Origin of the sequence: Nocardioides sp. OK12 (assembly GCF_024341885.1) — a bacterium.
In the GTDB taxonomy this organism is placed as follows: Bacteria; Actinomycetota; Actinomycetes; order Propionibacteriales; family Nocardioidaceae; genus Nocardioides; species Nocardioides marinisabuli.
On the sequence record NZ_BNET01000001.1, the window covers coordinates 220,442 to 236,070 of the forward strand.

General features: G+C 73.0%; 17 protein-coding genes. 15 read left to right on the plus strand and 2 right to left on the minus strand.

Annotation, left to right across the window (positions count from 1 at the left end):
* The first annotated feature begins 55 nt into the window (after positions 1-55).
* From OCU29_RS01095 to OCU29_RS01105, 3 genes are all read left to right on the plus strand, one after another.
* Positions 56-1,360, plus strand: coding sequence for a PHB depolymerase family esterase (locus OCU29_RS01095; protein WP_261818481.1), 1,305 nt, complete (start codon positions 56-58; stop codon positions 1,358-1,360).
* 34 nt (positions 1,361-1,394) lie between these two features.
* The gene (locus OCU29_RS01100; protein ID WP_261818482.1) at positions 1,395-1,940 is read left to right on the plus strand and encodes a hypothetical protein; all 546 of its coding nucleotides are present in this window, start codon (positions 1,395-1,397) and stop codon (positions 1,938-1,940) included.
* Positions 1,941-2,022: 82 nt separating this feature from the next.
* On the plus strand, positions 2,023-2,577 hold the full coding sequence (locus tag OCU29_RS01105) for a YetF domain-containing protein (RefSeq protein WP_179615698.1): 555 nt from the start codon (positions 2,023-2,025) through the stop codon (positions 2,575-2,577).
* 26 nt (positions 2,578-2,603) lie between these two features.
* Here the strand turns inward: OCU29_RS01105 and OCU29_RS01110 are convergent, their stop codons facing one another.
* On the minus strand, positions 2,604-3,461 hold the full coding sequence (locus OCU29_RS01110; protein WP_261818483.1) for a hypothetical protein: 858 nt from the start codon (positions 3,459-3,461) through the stop codon (positions 2,604-2,606).
* 257 nt (positions 3,462-3,718) lie between these two features.
* Here OCU29_RS01110 and OCU29_RS01115 point away from each other — a divergent pair, with 257 nt between their 5' ends.
* The 9 genes from OCU29_RS01115 (at position 3,719) to OCU29_RS01155 (ending at position 10,050) form a co-directional block, all read left to right on the plus strand.
* Entirely contained in the window at positions 3,719-5,017 is a 1,299-nt protein-coding gene (locus OCU29_RS01115) for a CpaF family protein (RefSeq protein WP_261818484.1), read from the plus strand.
* A gap of 2 nt (positions 5,018-5,019) precedes the next feature.
* Complete coding sequence (locus OCU29_RS01120) at positions 5,020-5,874, plus strand: type II secretion system F family protein (protein WP_261818485.1); 855 nt, start codon at positions 5,020-5,022, stop codon at positions 5,872-5,874.
* On the plus strand, positions 5,871-6,458 hold the full coding sequence (locus tag OCU29_RS01125; RefSeq protein WP_261818486.1) for a hypothetical protein: 588 nt from the start codon (positions 5,871-5,873) through the stop codon (positions 6,456-6,458). The genes OCU29_RS01120 and OCU29_RS01125 overlap by 4 nt, the downstream gene beginning before the upstream one ends.
* On the plus strand, positions 6,455-6,808 hold the full coding sequence (locus tag OCU29_RS01130) for a type II secretion system F family protein (protein ID WP_261818487.1): 354 nt from the start codon (positions 6,455-6,457) through the stop codon (positions 6,806-6,808). The genes OCU29_RS01125 and OCU29_RS01130 overlap by 4 nt, the downstream gene beginning before the upstream one ends.
* Before the next feature lie 23 nt (positions 6,809-6,831).
* A complete protein-coding gene (locus tag OCU29_RS01135) occupies positions 6,832-7,044 on the plus strand; it encodes a hypothetical protein (RefSeq protein ID WP_261818488.1) in 213 nt (70 codons plus the stop codon).
* A complete protein-coding gene (locus OCU29_RS01140; RefSeq protein WP_261818489.1) occupies positions 7,044-7,433 on the plus strand; it encodes a TadE/TadG family type IV pilus assembly protein in 390 nt (129 codons plus the stop codon). Before OCU29_RS01135 ends, OCU29_RS01140 begins: the two co-directional genes overlap by 1 nt.
* Positions 7,434-7,444: 11 nt before the next feature.
* Complete coding sequence (locus OCU29_RS01145; protein WP_261818490.1) at positions 7,445-7,888, plus strand: hypothetical protein; 444 nt, start codon at positions 7,445-7,447, stop codon at positions 7,886-7,888.
* Entirely contained in the window at positions 7,885-8,343 is a 459-nt protein-coding gene (locus OCU29_RS01150) for a pilus assembly protein TadG-related protein (protein WP_261818491.1), read from the plus strand. Before OCU29_RS01145 ends, OCU29_RS01150 begins: the two co-directional genes overlap by 4 nt.
* Positions 8,344-8,511: 168 nt before the next feature.
* Positions 8,512-10,050: a GntP family permease gene (locus OCU29_RS01155; RefSeq protein ID WP_261818492.1), complete on the plus strand. Its 1,539-nt coding sequence runs from the start codon at positions 8,512-8,514 to the stop codon at positions 10,048-10,050.
* 39 nt (positions 10,051-10,089) lie between these two features.
* On the opposite strand, the gene OCU29_RS01160 is transcribed toward OCU29_RS01155, so the two are convergent.
* A complete protein-coding gene (locus tag OCU29_RS01160; RefSeq protein ID WP_261818493.1) occupies positions 10,090-12,183 on the minus strand; it encodes an acyltransferase family protein in 2,094 nt (697 codons plus the stop codon).
* A gap of 89 nt (positions 12,184-12,272) precedes the next feature.
* Here OCU29_RS01160 and OCU29_RS01165 point away from each other — a divergent pair, with 89 nt between their 5' ends.
* The 3 genes from OCU29_RS01165 to OCU29_RS01175 all read left to right on the plus strand — a co-directional run bounded on the left by OCU29_RS01165 (position 12,273) and on the right by OCU29_RS01175 (position 15,607).
* Positions 12,273-13,592, plus strand: a complete 1,320-nt coding sequence (locus OCU29_RS01165) for a sodium:proton antiporter (RefSeq protein ID WP_261818494.1) — start codon at positions 12,273-12,275, stop codon at positions 13,590-13,592.
* A gap of 20 nt (positions 13,593-13,612) precedes the next feature.
* Positions 13,613-14,065 (plus strand): CAP domain-containing protein, encoded by a 453-nt coding sequence (locus OCU29_RS01170; RefSeq protein ID WP_261818495.1) that lies wholly within the window; start codon positions 13,613-13,615, stop codon positions 14,063-14,065.
* Positions 14,066-14,146: 81 nt separating this feature from the next.
* On the plus strand, positions 14,147-15,607 hold the full coding sequence (locus OCU29_RS01175; protein ID WP_261818496.1) for a CAP domain-containing protein: 1,461 nt from the start codon (positions 14,147-14,149) through the stop codon (positions 15,605-15,607).
* The last annotated feature ends 22 nt before the right edge of the window (positions 15,608-15,629 follow it).

The window sequence follows — 15,629 nt, forward strand, 5'->3', positions numbered from 1 at the left end:
TTCCACACCTGCACCACAGCTGCACGTCATGCCTGGCCCTACTCGGAGGAGCACCATGAACGACGTACCGACCCCGTCCCTGCCCACCAGCACAGCCACGGCGCAGCGCCGGGGCGTCCCGGCCGCGCTGGCCGGCGTGCTCGCGGTGGTGCTCACCGCGGTCGCGCTGGCGCTGGCACCCGGAGCGACCACCAGCGCCCGGGCCGCGGGCAGCTGGACCAGCGAGACCATCGCCGGGATGAACGTGCGTCTCTACGTGCCGACCACCGCGCCCGCGATCGCCGACGGCAGGGCGCTGATGGTCAACCTGCACGGCTGCGTGCAGACCAACACCGACCTGCAGACCGCCGGCAACTGGCAGGCCACCGCCGACGACTACGGCATGGTGGTGGCCGTGCCGGCCGCGCCCGGCGGCGGCGTGATCGCGGGGTGCTGGGACTACTACGACGGCAACCACAGCCGCAGCGCCCCGGCGCGCCACGACGACAACCTGCTGGCGCTCGTCGAGACCCTGCTCGGCCGGACCACGCTGGGTCTCGACGCCGACCAGGTCTACCTTTCCGGTCTCTCCTCGGGCGGCGGCGAGACGATGGTGATGGGCTGCCTGGCACCCGACGTCTTCGCCGGCATCGGGATCAACGCCGGGCCCACGGTCGGCACCACCTCCTCGCAGATCTCGACGGTCTCCACCACGAAGTCGGCCGCGACCTCGACCTGCACCCGCTTCGCCGGCAGCCACACCGCCGGCTTCGACACCCAGCTCACCTCGGTCATCCACGGCAACGACGACTACACCGTCGCCACGGGCTACAACCTGCTCAACGCCGAGGTGATGGCCGGGCTGTACGACGCCACCGCGACCTCGCCGGTCACGATGTCGACGCTGCCCGGCACCAGCACCGCCGGCAGCGGCACGGTCTGGTCCGACGCCGAGGGGCCCCGGGTCTCGCTGCTCACCAACACCGGCCTGGGCCACAACTGGCCGGCCGGCGGCGGCCCGGGCGGGCGCTACATCAAGGCCACCAGCATCGACTACCCGCGCTACGTCACCTCGTTCTTCTTCGCGAACAACCGCCGGGTGAGCGGCACGACGGGCACCCCCACGCCGACGCCGACCCCCACGCCGACCCCCACCCCGACCCCGACCCCCACGGCGACCACGCCGCCGCCCGCGGTGGACTGCTGGACCACCAGCAACGCCACCCACGAGGACGCGGGGCGCGCGGTCAGCTACGGCAACGACCCCTACAACCCCTTCTACGCCCTCGGCAGCCAGGACTACCTGGGCCAGGGCGACGCGACCGTGACGTCGGTGCGCCGGACGGGCGAGGGCGTCTACCGCAAGGTCACGGCCTGTTGAGGGCGCCGCGGCGACGGCGGCCTAGCCTGGGCGCGTGACCCCGCTCCGCACCGTCGTCGTCGGCCTGCTGCTCGTGGTGGGCGACCTGCGCATCGGCGACGGGGAGGTGGCGCCGGACCTCCTGCCCGACCCCGTCGGCTGGGTCCTCGTCGCCGTCGCGCTGGGTCGCCTCGCCCACCTGCACCCCGGGTTCCGGGTCGGCGCCGTCGCCGCCTGGGTCGGGGCCGCCCTCTCGGTGCCGCTGTGGCCCGGGCTCGCGGGGCTCCGCGAGGTCGAGCTGCCCCTCGACCTCGCCACCGGGGTCGTCGACCTGGTCGTCGTGGCGGGGGTGCTGACCGGCGTGATGGCCGTGGTGCCGACCCGCAGCGCCGGCGCCCGCTCGCTGCGCACGACGTACGTCGTGGCGGCGCTGGTCTTCGGCGCCCTCGCCCTGGGCTCGATGGTCAGCATGGCGCTCGCGGTGCTGGCGCTGATGGCGGGGCTGGTCAACCTGGTGGTGCTCATCATGGTGCTGGTCTTCCTGGGCAGCGTCTCGAAGGAGACCTCCCACCCGACCCCCGCCGCCCCCGCCCCACGCTGACCAGCCCACGCTGACCCGGCGCAGATCTCCCCCGGTCGGTGGCCCCGGCACGCGGGCGGTGGTGATGGGCCACGATGGGTCGATGGACGACCTCGGCTTCTACCTCGGCCTGCCTCTACTCGGCGCTGTGGCGATCGTGGTCTCCACGATCGTGCTCTACCTGGCGATCACGGCCCTGCTCTCGCACGCGGGTCAGCGGCTCCACGCCTCGCCCTCGAGCCTCGACCTCGCGGTCGTCACGGTGCTGGGCGCGATCGTGGGTCGCTCGATCCTCGGCCAGGTGCCGACGCTCAGCGGTGGCCTGCTGGCGCTGGCGACGTTGCTGGCGGTCGAGGGCGTCGCCGGGCGGGTACGTCGCAGCGAGCGGATGGTGGCGCGCCGGCGGCACCGAGCGGTCGCGGTGATGGTGGCCGGGCAGGTGCAGCGCCACGAGCTGACGCGGCTCGGCCTCGACGAGACCGGCCTGTGGAGCGAGCTGCGCGCCGCCGGCGTCCGCTCACCGCAGGAGGTGGCGGTCGCGGTCGTCGAGCCCGACGGGCGGTTCACGGTGCTGCGCCGCGGCGAGGACGTGCACCCCGCCGCGCTGACCGGGGTCAAGCAGTCGGGGGAGCTGCTCGAGCGGCTCGCCCGCGACTGACCCGGCCCCGGTCCCGCGCCGACCGGCTACTGCTCGAGCTGGGCGGCCTCCTCCTCGGAGATGATGGAGACGAACCAGTGGTGGCCCCACTCGGACCCCCGCACCGGGTCGCCGGCCTCGATGCCCTTGCGCGGCACGTCCTTCGGTGCGGGGACGGACCCGACGACGTAGATGTTCCACTGCTGTCCGAGGTGCTCCTCGGTCGGAGCCAGCGTGAGTGCGGCATCGGGAGCGTGCTCGACCCAAGGAAGCGGGTAGCCCTCCTCCTCGTACCAGCCGAAGCCCCCGTCCTCGGTGAGGTAGCGGTCGACGCCCTTGGCGAACTGGATGCCGTCCTGCCACTCGCCCTCGTAGGCGACCGAGTAGGTGCGCCCGGCGACCAGGTAGTCCTTGCCGTCGGCCTCGATCGTCTCCAGCCGCGCCATGTCCGGGTGGGCCACCGGGGTGGGGATCGTGTATTTCTTCGCCTTGCTCGTGCGCACCAGCTTCTTGCGCTTGTACTCCTTGACGACGAACTTGTAGGTCTCGCCGTACTCGAAGTCGTGGCCGGCCTGCGAGAACATGGCGTACCCGTAGGACTGCGTCGCGGTGGCCTCGCCACCGCCCTTGATGAACGCGCGGTAGGTGTGGCCCTTCTGCACGCCCGTGAACCGCATGCCCACGACGGACCAGCCCCAGAGGTAGCCGGCGCCGCCGCACTCGCAGGAGACCCCGGGCGATTTGATCCGCAACGGCTTGGCGCGGTCCCGGTCCTCGGTCGACGACACAGCGGTCGTGCCGGCCGCTGGTCCGGCGGCCTGCGCCGGGGCCAGGCTGAGACCGCCGACGAGCAGGGTCAGGGACGTGGCCACGCCGGCCAGACGGGTGAGACGTGCGGGGGACATGCAGGCTCCTTGGGGTCGGGGGAGCCTCATCGTGGTGAGCAGCAGTCGCCGCTGGGACCGGACCGGGCGATCCCGGACGATTCCGAACAGGCTGGAGCGCAGGTACGCGCCGGCTCGGCGCGAGATCTGGGCCGGGTCGGCGGGGCGGGAGGTTCTCCACAGGTTAAGGAGGGCCTCTTCCCGGGTAGGTAAAGGACTGCGTAGCGTCAGCGACGACGCACTCCCACCTCTCGGATCCCTACTCGGAGGGAGCCTCCATGGCGATGACCCACGCCGACGCCCGCCGGGCGTCGGCTCCCTCCGGGCTGCCCGGTCACGCCGAGACCCTCGAGCAGCTCGACCACGCGCTGCGCGAAGGGGTGCGACGCGAGGGTGTCGACCCCCAGCGCGACCCGGGCGTCGTACGCCGCCTGGCCGAGGCGCTGGTGCGGGCCCACGACGACCGGAGCCTGACCGGGGCGGTCGCGCCGGTCGGCGACCTCGAAGCGATGGTCGACGAGCTCGTCGCCCGGGTCTCGGGCTTCGGGGCGTTGCAGCCGCTGCTCGACGACCCGAGCGTCGAGGAGGTGTGGATCAACGACCCGAGCCGGGTCTTCGTGGCCCGCAACGGGCGCCACGAGCTGACCAACCTGATGCTCACCCAGGCACAGGTCGCCGAGCTGGTGGAGCGGATGCTCAAGTCCAGCGGGCGGCGCATCGACATGAGCCGCCCCTTCGTCGACGCCATGCTGCCCGAAGGGCATCGGCTGCACGTGGTCCTCGAGGGGATCAGCCGTGGCTTCTCCGCCGTGAACATCCGCAAGTTCGTGCTGCGCGCGGCCCGGCTGGGCGACCTGGTCGAGCTCGGCAGCCTGACCCCGCAGGCCGCGGAATTCCTGCAGGCCTCGGTGCGGGCCGGGCTCAACATCCTGGTCTCCGGCGGCACCCAGGCCGGGAAGACGACGATGCTGAACTGCCTGGCGGCCGCGATCCCCGGCAGCGAGCGGGTGATCTCGGCCGAGGAGGTCTTCGAGCTGCGCTTCCCGCACCCCGACTGGGTGCCGCTGCAGACCCGCCAGGCCGGGTTGGAGGGCACCGGCGAGATCCGGCTGCGCGACCTGGTCAAGGAGACGCTGCGGATGCGGCCGAGCCGGGTGATCGTGGGGGAGGTGCGGGCCGAGGAGTGCCTCGACCTGGTGCTGGCGCTGAACTCCGGGCTGCCTGGCATGTGCACCCTGCACGCCAACTCCGCGCGCGAGGCGCTGGTGAAGATGTGCACGCTGCCGCTGCTGGCGGGTGAGAACATCGGCTCGCGCTTCGTGGTGCCGACCGTCGCCTCGTCGGTCGACCTGGTGGTCCACCTGGGTCTCGACCACCGGGGTCGGCGGCACGTAGAGGAGATCGTGGCGGTGCCGGGGCGCACCGAGAACGACATCATCGAGGTCGAGCCGATCTTCCGGCGTACCCAGGGCGAGCTGCGCCGCGCGCAGGGGATGCCGCCGCGCACCGAGCTCTACGAGCGTCACGGCATCGACGTACGCCGCCTGCTCGCGGTGGGCGCGGAGCAGGAGGTCTGAGCGTGGGCGCGCTGGTGGGTCTCGGGGTGGGGGTCGGGCTGCTGCTCATCTGGTCGGCCTTCACTATGCCGCGGCGACCTCGCGCGACCTCGACCGGACCGGGGCGGCTGGAACGGCTGCTGGGCTCCGCGGGGCTGCGGGGCGTGTCCTCGACGTCCTTCGTGCTGATGTGCGCGGTTGCGGGTGTCGGGGCCGCGCTGCTGGTGCAGCTGGTCTCCCGGACCCCGCCGGTCGCGGTCGTCTTCGGGGTGCTGGCGGCCTACCTGCCAGTGACGGTGGTCGCGGCCCGGGCGCGGCGGCGGCTGCGCGAGTTCGCCGAGGTGTGGCCCGAGGCGGTCGACAACCTGTCCTCCGCGGTGCGCGCCGGCATGTCGCTGCCCGACGCGCTCTCGGCGCTGGGCACCCGGGGGCCGGAGCCGCTGCGCGAGGCGTTCACCGGTTTCGCCCTCGACTACCAGGTCACCGGCCGGTTCGGCGAGAGCCTCGACCGCCTCAAGGACCGCCTGGCCGACCCGGTCGGCGACCGTGTCGTCGAGGGCCTGCGGGTGGCCCGCGAGGTCGGCGGCGGCGAGCTGGGCCGGCTGTTGCGCAACCTGTCGGGCTACCTGCGCGAGGACGCCCGCACCCGCTCCGAGCTGGAGTCGAGGCAGGCCTGGACCGTCAACGGCGCGCGCCTGGCGGTCGCCGCGCCCTGGGTGGTGCTGCTGCTGATGTCGTTGCAGAGCGACGTGATCCGCCGCTACGCCTCACCGGCCGGGGTCGTGGTGCTCACCGTCGGCGCCGGGCTGTGCGTGCTGGCCTACCGCCTGATGATGCGCATCGGCCGGCTGCCCACCGAGAGGCGGATCCTGTCGTGAGCCTGACGATGTGGGGTGCCCTGCTGGGGGCCACGACCGCCGCCGGGCTGCTGCTGGTCGCGGCGCGGCTGCGCGTCGTACGCCGCCCGCAGCTGGCTGACCGGGTGCTGCCCTACCTGCGCGACCTGCCGCAGGCGGGGCGTCCGGGCGCGGGGCCGGCGGTCCCGGGAGGGTCCTCGGTGGTGGTCGCCGTCTTCGGGCCGGTGCTGCGCTCGTTGGCCCAGAGCGTGGAGCGCGTGCTGGGCGGCGCGACCTCGGTGCGCCGGCGGCTGGCACGGGCCGGCATCGACAGGAGCGTCCACGAGTTCCGCGTCGAGCAGGTCCAATGGGGGCTGGTGGCGTTCTCGCTGGCGGCGGCCTGGGGGCTGCTGCGCACCCTGGGCGACCCCGGTGCGGTGGTGAGCTCGGCGCTGGTGTGCGCCATCGCCTTCGTGGTCGGTGTGCTCGCCCGCGACAACCACCTCTCGGCCCAGGTCCGCACCCGCGAGCGCCGCATCCTCGCCGAGTTCCCGACCGTCGCCGAGCTGCTCGCGCTGGCGGTGGCCGCGGGGGAGAGCCCGGTCGGGCGCTCGACCGGGTGGTGAGCCGGTCCGGCGGCGAGCTGTCGGCCGACCTGGCCCGGGTGCTCGCGCAGGTGCGCACCGGTGAGCCGGTCGGCTCCGCCTTCGACACCCTGGCCGCCACCAGCGGCCTGCCGCTGGTCTCCCGTTTCGCGCAGGGCATCGCCACCGCTGTCGAGCGCGGCACGCCGCTGGCCGACGTGCTGCACGCCCAGGCAGCCGACGTCCGCGAGGCCGGCCGGCGCGAGCTCATCGAGTCGGCGGCACGTCGTGAGGTGCTGATGATGGTGCCCGTCGTGTTCCTGGTGCTGCCCGTGACCATCCTCTTCGCCTTCTGGCCCGGCGTCGTCGGGCTCGACCTGACGACCCCATGACCCTCTCGGGAAAGGACACCCACATGACATCCCTCCTCGCGCACCGACTGGTGCTGCTCTGGCTCGCCCTGGTGGCACCCGCCCACCGCAGCGGCCCGCGCCGCGACGACCGCGGCGACGTGCCCGGGTGGGTGCTGGTGACCGTGATGTCGGCCGGCATCGTGGTCGCGATCGGCTCGATCGCCCAGGACGAGCTGGGGCAGATGCTGCGCAACGCCCTCAACAAGGTGAAGTAGTGCCGCTGCTGCGTCGGCGCAGCTGCCGCGGCGCGGCCATCGTCGACTTCGTCCTGGTGCTGGTCGTGCTCGTGCCGCTGGTGCTGGGCATCCTTCAGGTCTCGTTGGTGCTGCTGGTGCGCAACACCCTGGCCTCGGCCGCCTCCGAGGGCGCCCGGTACGCCGCCACGGCCGGTCGCGGCGAGGGCGACGGGGTCGCGCGCACCCGAAGCCAGATCGACGGCGCCGTCTCGGGCCGCTTCGCCCAGGACGTCACCGCCCGCACCGTGCTCGTCGACGGCGCCCCCACCGTCGTGGTGACCGTGCGGGCGACCGTGCCCGCGCTGGGCCTGGGAGGCCCGGGGGTGGGCATCGAGGTCGCCGGCCACGCGGTCAGGGAGGAGCAGTGAGCCGGCGGCCGGTGGGACGGCGGTCCCGCGACGAGACCGGCAGCGCCCTGGTCGAGCTGGTCTGGCTGGGCGTCCTGCTGCTGGTGCCGATGCTCTGGATCGTCGTCAGCGTCTTCGAGGTCCAGCGCGGTGCCTTCGGCGTGGAGTCCGCAGCCCGGTCGGCGGCGCGGGCCTACGCCCTGGCCCCCGACGACGCCAGCGGCCACGACCGCGCGAGGGCAGCGGCCCGGCAGGCGCTGGCCGATCAGGGCCTCGACGACGTCCCCGTCACCGTGGACGTGCGCTGCGGCGAGCTGGCCGACTGCCACTCGGGCACCGCGGTCATCACGGTGCGTGTCGACTCGAAGGTCGAGCTGCCGTTGATGCCGGACGTGCTCGGCGGGGGAGCGCCCAGCTTCGCGCTGGCCTCCAGCCACACCGTCCCGATCGGGCAGTACCAGGAGATCACCCGATGAGGCCCCGACCCACGAGCCGGCGCGACGAGCGGGGCCAGGTCAGCGTGCTGATCGTCGGGTTCGCCTTCGTGCTCGCGCTGGGGGTGGCGGTGGTGGTCGACGTCAGCGCCGCCTACCTGCAGCGCTCGGGGCTCAGCACCCTGGCCGACGGTGCCGCGCTGTACGGCGCCGACGCGGGCGCGACCGGGGCGTCGACGTACACCGAGGGCGTGCCGCAGGACCAGCTCGCCCTCGACGCCGGGGTCGCCCGGGCCGGGGTGGCCGACTACCTGCGCAGCGTCGGTGCTCACGAGGAGTACCCCGGTCTGCGGTTCGTGGTCGTCGTCGACCAGGCCCGCTCGTCGGTGCAGGTGCGCCTCAGCGCCCCGCTCGATCTGCCGCTCAGCATGCCCGGTGCTCCCGAGGCGCCCACGGTCTCGGCCGAGGGGTCGGCGGTCTCCGACGTCGAGCGGTGATCGGTTCCCGTTCAGCACACCTGTCTAGACGAGCCACAGTGCGGCGGACCTTCTGTGTGGTCGCAGCACATACCTCTTCGGCCAGAGCGTGCGTAGCGTCACCCTGATGCACGAGACCGCCGTCACACCCCGCGACGGCGGTCGACCTGAACGGAAGGAACCCCGCCCATGATCGGGCTCTTCGGAATCATCCTGTCGCTGGCCCTGCTGATCTTCTTCGCCTACCGCGGCGTCAACGTGATCATCCTGGCCCCGCTGATGGCGCTCCTGGCCACCGCGTTCGCGGGCGGGCTGCCCATGCTGGCCACCTACACCCAGGTGTTCATGCCGGCACTGGGCAACTACCTGATCACCTACTTCCCGCTGTTCCTGCTCGGCGCGCTCTTCGGCAAGCTGATGGACGACAGCGGCTCGGCGCGCGCGATCGCCTACTTCATCGTCGAGAAGCTCGGCGACACGAAGGCGATCCTCGCGATCGTGCTGGCCTGCGGCATCCTTACGTACGGCGGGGTCTCGCTGTTCGTGGTGGCCTTCGCGGTCTTCCCGATCGCGGCCGCGCTCTTCCGCGAGGCCGGGGTGCCCAAGCGGCTGATCCCCGCGACCATCGCGCTCGGCTCGTTCACGTTCACGATGACCGCCCTGCCCGGCACCCCGCAGATCCAGAACGCCATCCCGGCCCCGTTCTTCGGCACCAACGCCTTCGCCGCCCCCGGGCTCGGCATCATCGCCGCGATCATGATGTTCGGCGGCGGCACCGCGTGGCTGATGTACCGCGCCAAGAAGCTCACCGCCGCCGGCGAGACCTACCTGCCCGCCGAGGCTCCCAAGGGTCCCGGCCTGCTGGCCCGCGTCACCGGCAAGGGCACCGACCGCGACGAGCGGGGCAGCACCTCGACCGGCACCTCGGGCGGCACCGAGACCGGCACAGCCCCCGAGGGTGCCGGCACCGCGACGGCCACCGCCGCGACCGGGGAGCCGGTGGCCACCGACCAGTCGACCCTGCCGCGACCCAGCGTGCTCGTCGCGTTCCTGCCGATCTTCGTGGTCATCGCGCTCAACTACGTGCTGGTCACCTGGGTCTTCCCGGCCATGGACACCGACTACCTGGCCGGCGACGCCTACGGCAACACCGACATCGACACCGTCGGCGGCATCTGGGCGATCGTGGTGGCCCTGGTGGTCTCCACGCTGGTCGTCGTCGCCTTCAACCTCAAGCGCTTCGGCGACGTCAAGGAGTCGGTCAACACCGGCACCATGGGCTCCTTCCTGCCGATCTTCAACACCGCCAGCGAGGTCGGGTACGGCGCCGTCATCGCCTCGCTGCCCGCCTTCCGCACCGTGCGCGACTCGGTGCTCGGCATCTCCGGCAACCCGGTCATCTCGCTGGCCGTCGCGGTCAACGTCCTGGCCGGCATCACCGGCTCGGCCTCGGGCGGCATGAGCATCGCCCTGCAGACGCTGGGCGAGCAGTTCCGCGGGCTGGCCGACGCCCAGGGCATCAGCCTCGAGCTGATGCACCGCGTCACGGTGCTGGCCGCCGGCGGCTTCGACGCCCTGCCCCACAACGGCGCGGTCGTCACGGTCCTGGCCATCTGCGGGCTGACCCACCGCCAGTCCTACAAGGACATCTTCGTGGTGGCTGTAGCGATCCCGGTCGTCGCGCTCGTCACCGTGATCACCCTCGGCACGCTCTTCGGCGGCTTCTGAGCCACCGAGCGGACACCGGCACCCTCACCGGCGCCGGGCTCAGAGCAGCCCGGTGCCGGTGAGCGCCGTCCAGATCTGCTCGCGCTGCTCGACGAGGTAGGTCGCGGTCACGTGGGTGGGGTTGAACCACACGACCGTGCCGTCGACGACCGGCAGGCAGACCGGGGCGTCGGGGCAGATGACCGGGTTGAGGTCGACCACCCCGGCGGACTCGGTGTCGATCGCGGCCGTGTCGTACATCCCGTCGGCCAGCGGACGCTCCAGCGGCACCGTGACGACGCAGTCGCCCAGCACCCGGGCCCGGGCCAGGCAGTCGAGGGGATCGAACCCGCCGAGATCGAACCCGCCGGTGCCGATGATGCTGCGCACCATCACGGCGCTGGCGCCGGCGGCCTCCACCAGGTCGACCGTGCGGCGTACGCCGTCGAGCTGCATGCGGGCCAGCGGCAGCTGCTCGCCCTCGCGGGAGCGGATCTTGCCCTCCCAGGTGCGGTCGCTGCGGGGCAGGTGCACCAGGACGACGGCGTCGGCGTCCATGCGGGGCAGGGTCTCGGTGTAGAAGTCCTCCCGTGCTGTCGTGCAGGCCTCCTGCACGGCGGTGGGGTTGCGGGTGTTGAGGAGGCCGTCCTGCCACGGGCACCCCGTCACGATGCTGACCGAGAGCCGCAGGCCCTTCTCCTCGGCCAGCGCCTCGAAGGCGGGCGTGAGCATCTGGGCGTGGCTGTCGCCGACGAGGACGACGTGCTGACCGGGACCGTCGACCACGAGGCAGTCCTCGGGGGCGTCGGGGGTGCAGTAGACGCCCTCGGGCCCCTTGTTCTCGGCCACCTCGGCGTAGTCGATGGGCGGCACCGGCCGGCCCAGTCGGCGGTTGGTCAGGGACTGGTCGACCCGGGTGGTGGCGGCCGAGGCGGTCGCGATCGGGGTCCTGTCGCTCTGCAGCAGCGCGGGCGCCACCAGGAGCGCGGCCGCAAGACTGACGGCCAGGCCGCCGGCGACGGTGGGCCACCACCAGCCGTCGAGCGAGCGCGCGCGCCGTACGGGGTGCTCCAGCAGGTGGTACGACATCGAGGCCAGGCCCACCGACAGCACCGTCCCGACCGCGGCCGTGAGGGCGGGGCCCACCTCGACCACCCGGCCGACCGCGAGCAGCATCGGCCAGTGCCACAGGTAGATGCCGTAGGAGATCCGACCCAGGTAGGTCAGCGTGGGCAGCGACAGCAGCCGGGAGAGCCAGGCGCCCGGGGCGAGGTAGACCCCCACCACCAGGGCCGCCAGCAGCGGGGTGGCCACCAGGTTGCGGGTCGTGGCGGCCATCGCGAGCAGCTCGGAGGCCACGACCGCGACACCGATGGCCCCGGCGGTGGCCAGCAGCGCGGCGCCCCGGGCGGTGGTGGTCTCGTCCGCGCCGCGCGCCGCGCGCAGCCGCAGCAGCACGGCGAGCGCCGCGCCGGTCATCAGCTGGTAGAGCCGGGCGTCGGTGGCGTAGTACGCCCAGGAGGGGTTGACCTGGGCCCAGACGAGCTGGTTGACGGCCGAGGCGACCACCAGGCCGACCAGCACGCCGAGCAGCACGACCTCGTTGCGCCGGCCCCAGCGCCACCACACCAGCAGCACCAGGGGGAGCAGCACGTAGAACTGCTCCTCCACCGAGAGCGACCAGAAGTGCAGGAACGGCGACTCCTGCACGTCGCGGGCGAAGTAGTCGGCGCCGTCGAGGATGAACTGCCAGTTGGCGACGTAGAGCAGCGCCGAGCGGGCCTGCGAGACGAGCTCGAGGCGCTCGGGCTTCGAGGCGAGCAGCACGAAGAGGGCGCACGTGCCCAGGACGGTGACGACGGCGGCCGGCAGCAGCCGACGGGCGCGACGCGCGAAGAACGCCCCCAGCCGCAGCTCGCCGCTGGCGCTCGCGCCGTGCAGCACCACGGTGGTGACCAGGAAGCCGGACAGCACGAAGAAGAGGTCCAGGCCCAGGAAGCCGTTGGCGAAGCCGGGCAGCTCGGCGTGGAAGAGCAGCACCAGCATCACCGCGACGGTGCGGATGCCGTCGAGCTGGGGGCGGTAGGCGAGCGGAGCGGCCGTCGGCCGGGGCGCCGGCGCGGACGTCGGCGCCGGACGGGTCGTGGTCGTCACGGACCGCACCTTAACTTTGCGATCGCACGGACCCGGCCCCGCACCGCCGCGCCCGGCACCACCCGGTCGGTGGCGGTAGTTTCGACCACGTGACAGCCGACCTCGTCTACCTCGTGGCCGGGGCCAGCCTGCTGCTGGCCATCGTGCTGCCCACCGCGCTGGGCCGGCTGCCGCTGACCTCGCCGATGGTCCTCGTGGGGCTGGGCATGCTGCTGGGCGCCACCCCGCTGCCCGACGACCTGCCGCTGAGCCCGCAGGACAACCGCGCGGCGATCGAGCACATCACCGAGCTCACCGTGCTGATCGCCCTGATGGGCGTCGGCCTGGCGCTCGACCGGCCCCTCGACCCGCGCCAGAAGGCGTCGCGCCGGGCCTGGTCGCCGACCTGGCGACTGCTCGGCATCGCGATGCCGCTCTCGATCGCAGGAGTGGCGCTGCTGGGCTGGTGGGCCGGGCTGGCCCCCGCGGTGGCGATCCTGCTCGGCGCGGTGCTGGCGCCCACCGACCCCGTGCTCGCCTCCGACGTGCAGGTCGGCGGGCCCGCGACCAGGAAGGTGGTCGGCGAGGAGGCCGACGACTGCGCACCGATCGACGAGGACGACGAGGTCCGCTTCGCGCTGACGGCCGAGGCCGGTCTCAACGACGGTCTGGCCTTCCCGTTCGTCTACCTCGCGGTCCTCGTCGCCGGCGGCGGCGCGCTCGGCGCCACGGCGCTGGAGTGGGTGGGCTGGTACCTGTTCGGCAAGACCGCCATCGGGGTGCTCGCCGGCGTCGCGGTGGGCCACGTGCTGGCCCGCTTCGCCTTCCGTGCAGTCAGCCCCACGCTGCGCATCGCCGACCGCGGCGAGCCGCTGCTCGCGGTGGCGGCGCTGACGGCGTCGTACGGCGCGGCGGAGGTGCTCGGCGGCTACGGCTTCCTGGCCGTCTTCGCCTGCGCGATGACCTTCCGGGCCTCCGAGCGCCGCCACGACTACCACCGCGCGATGCACGAGGTCGTCGAGCGGCTCGAGCGGCTGCTGACCCTCTTCGTGCTGCTGGTGCTCGGCATCGCCCTGACCCGCGGCCTGCTCGAGGCCCTCGACTGGCGCGGGGTCGCGATCGGTCTGGGCCTGATCCTGGTGGTGCGGCCGCTGGCCGGCTACCTGGCCCTGAGCGTGCGGCCGGTGCCGCCGGGGGAGCGGGGCGGGCTGACCCGGGCCGAGCGGCTCACCGCGGCGTTCTTCGGGGTCCGCGGCGTCGGCTCGCTGTTCTACCTGGCCTACGCCGCCGGTGAGGTCGACGACTTCGGGCAGAGCTGGCTGTGGTCGACCGTCGGCTTCACGGTCGTGGCCTCGGTGCTGGTGCACGGCGTGCTGGTCGGCCCGGCGATGGACCTGCTCGAGCGTCGCGAACGGGTGCCGGCGGCCTAGCAGCCCGTACCCTCCCGGGTATGCGATCCCCCCTCGCCGCCCTGCTCGTCGTGCTCCTGACCGTCGTCGGAGGCGTCGCCGCCCCCACCACCGCCCACGCCGCCGGCGCGGCGGCGTACGAGAAGTCGGTGCACAAGAAGACCAACGTGCAGCGCACCAAGCGCGACCTGGTGGGGCTGCGCAAGCAGAAGTGCGTGCAGCGCTTCGCCGACCGGCAGGCCCGCCGGATGGCGGACCAGGAGCGGATGTTCCACCAGGACCTCGGTCCGGTGCTGGAGAAGTGCGACCTGAGCCGGGTCGCCGAGAACGTCGCCTACGGCTACTCCAGCGGCAAGGCCGTGGTGAAGGGCTGGATGGGGTCCCCGGGCCACCGCGCCAACATCCTCGACGGCCGCTTCCGGCTGCTGGGGGTCGGGGCGCGCCAGAGCGCCGACGGCACCTGGTACGCCGCCCAGGTCTTCGGCCGCAAGTAGGAACCGCCCGAGGGGGCCTCTTCTTCACCCCAGATGCTCGAATCGCGAGACACAGCCGCTCGCCTGGTCCACTCTCCTCACGTGAACCGTGGACCCCGCAGGCCCCTGGCCGCCCTGGCCGTCGTCGCCGTACTCATCGGTGCCGGGCCGGTCGCGACGACGACTGCGCAGGCCGGCCCCGGACCGGCGGCACCGGCCGACGGGGTCGCGCAGGCCGCGAGCCCGCAGCGATCCGCGGTCGCGTCGACGCGCGCGGAGGTGCTGGGTGACTACGAGGACGTCTGGTTGCCGCTGCAGGACGTCCCCACCGAGTGGCAGGGCGGCGACGTCGCATCGTGCCGCGAGGGTCGGACGGGGGAGCAGACGCAGGAGGGCATCATCGGGGCCGTCAACTACGTCAGGGACCTCGCCGGCCTGCCGTCGGTGGTCCTCGACGAGGCATGGTCCGCCAAGGCGCAGAAGGCTGCGCTGATGATGCATGCCGCCAGCCGGCTGAGCCACAGCCCGGACAAGTCGTGGCCGTGCTGGAGCGAGGAGGGCGCCGAGGCGGCGTCCAGGTCGAACCTCTACCTCGGTGTCACCGGGGTGCCGTCGATCGGTGGCTACATCAACGACCCTGGGTCCAACAACGGATGGGTCGGGCACCGGTGGTGGATCCTCCACCCGACACTGACCCGCGTGGGTGCCGGGAGCACCTCGCGGGCCAACGCCCTGTGGGTGGTCGACGACCCGTGGCGCGAGGTCGACCGGGTCGAACCGGTGACGTGGCCGGTGGCGGGGTGGTTCCCGCGGCCGCTTCTGCCGGACTCCGGGCGGTGGTCGCTGTTCCTGGCGACCGACGACCAACGCAACCTCGAGAGTGCGAGGGTCACGGTGAGCATCGACGGACAGCCACCCGTCGCCGCCGACGTCGAGACCGCAGCATGGGACCGGGTGGTCTTCTCCGTGCCCGACCTCGGCTCCGAACCCGGCGACCGGACGGTCTCGGTCACGGTGTCGGGCGCCCGGCTGGGGGACACCCCGACCGACGACCTCTCCTACGAGGTCCGGCTCCTCGACCCGGACTGGGAGCCCACCGATCCCACTCCGACGCCGACCCCGACGCCGACCCCGACGCCGACCCCGACGCCGACCCCGACGCCGACCCCGACGCCGACGCCCACCCCTGGCCCGAGCGCGGCGGCGTACGAGAAGTCGGTGCACAAGAAGACCAACGTGCAGCGCACCAAGCGCGACCTGGTGGGGCTGCGCAAGCAGAAGTGCGTGCAGCGCTTCGCCGACCGGCAGGCCCGCCGGATGGCGGACCAGGAGCGGATGTTCCACCAGGACCTCGGTCCGGTGCTGGAGAAGTGCGACCTGAGCCGGGTCGCCGAGAACGTCGCCTACGGCTACTCCAGCGGCAAGGCCGTGGTGAAGGGCTGGATGGGGTCCCCGGGCCACCGCGCCAACATCCTCGACGGCCGCTTCCGGCTGCTGGGGGTCGGGGCGCGCCAGAGCGCCGACGGCACCTGGTACGCCGCCCAGGTCTTCGGCCGCAAGTAGGAACCGCCCCGGGAGGTGCGTA

Coding starts and splice junctions, on each gene's coding strand:
- OCU29_RS01135 (WP_261818488.1), top strand. CDS start 6,832: ATGACATCCCTCCTCGCGCACCGACTGGTGCTGCTCTGGCTCGCCCTG.
- OCU29_RS01105 (WP_179615698.1), top strand. CDS start 2,023: ATGGACGACCTCGGCTTCTACCTCGGCCTGCCTCTACTCGGCGCTGTG.
- OCU29_RS01155 (WP_261818492.1), top strand. CDS start 8,512: ATGATCGGGCTCTTCGGAATCATCCTGTCGCTGGCCCTGCTGATCTTC.
- OCU29_RS01150 (WP_261818491.1), top strand. CDS start 7,885: ATGAGGCCCCGACCCACGAGCCGGCGCGACGAGCGGGGCCAGGTCAGC.
- OCU29_RS01115 (WP_261818484.1), top strand. CDS start 3,719: ATGGCGATGACCCACGCCGACGCCCGCCGGGCGTCGGCTCCCTCCGGG.
- OCU29_RS01095 (WP_261818481.1), top strand. CDS start 56: ATGAACGACGTACCGACCCCGTCCCTGCCCACCAGCACAGCCACGGCG.
- OCU29_RS01110 (WP_261818483.1), bottom strand. CDS start 3,461: ATGTCCCCCGCACGTCTCACCCGTCTGGCCGGCGTGGCCACGTCCCTG.
- OCU29_RS01170 (WP_261818495.1), top strand. CDS start 13,613: ATGCGATCCCCCCTCGCCGCCCTGCTCGTCGTGCTCCTGACCGTCGTC.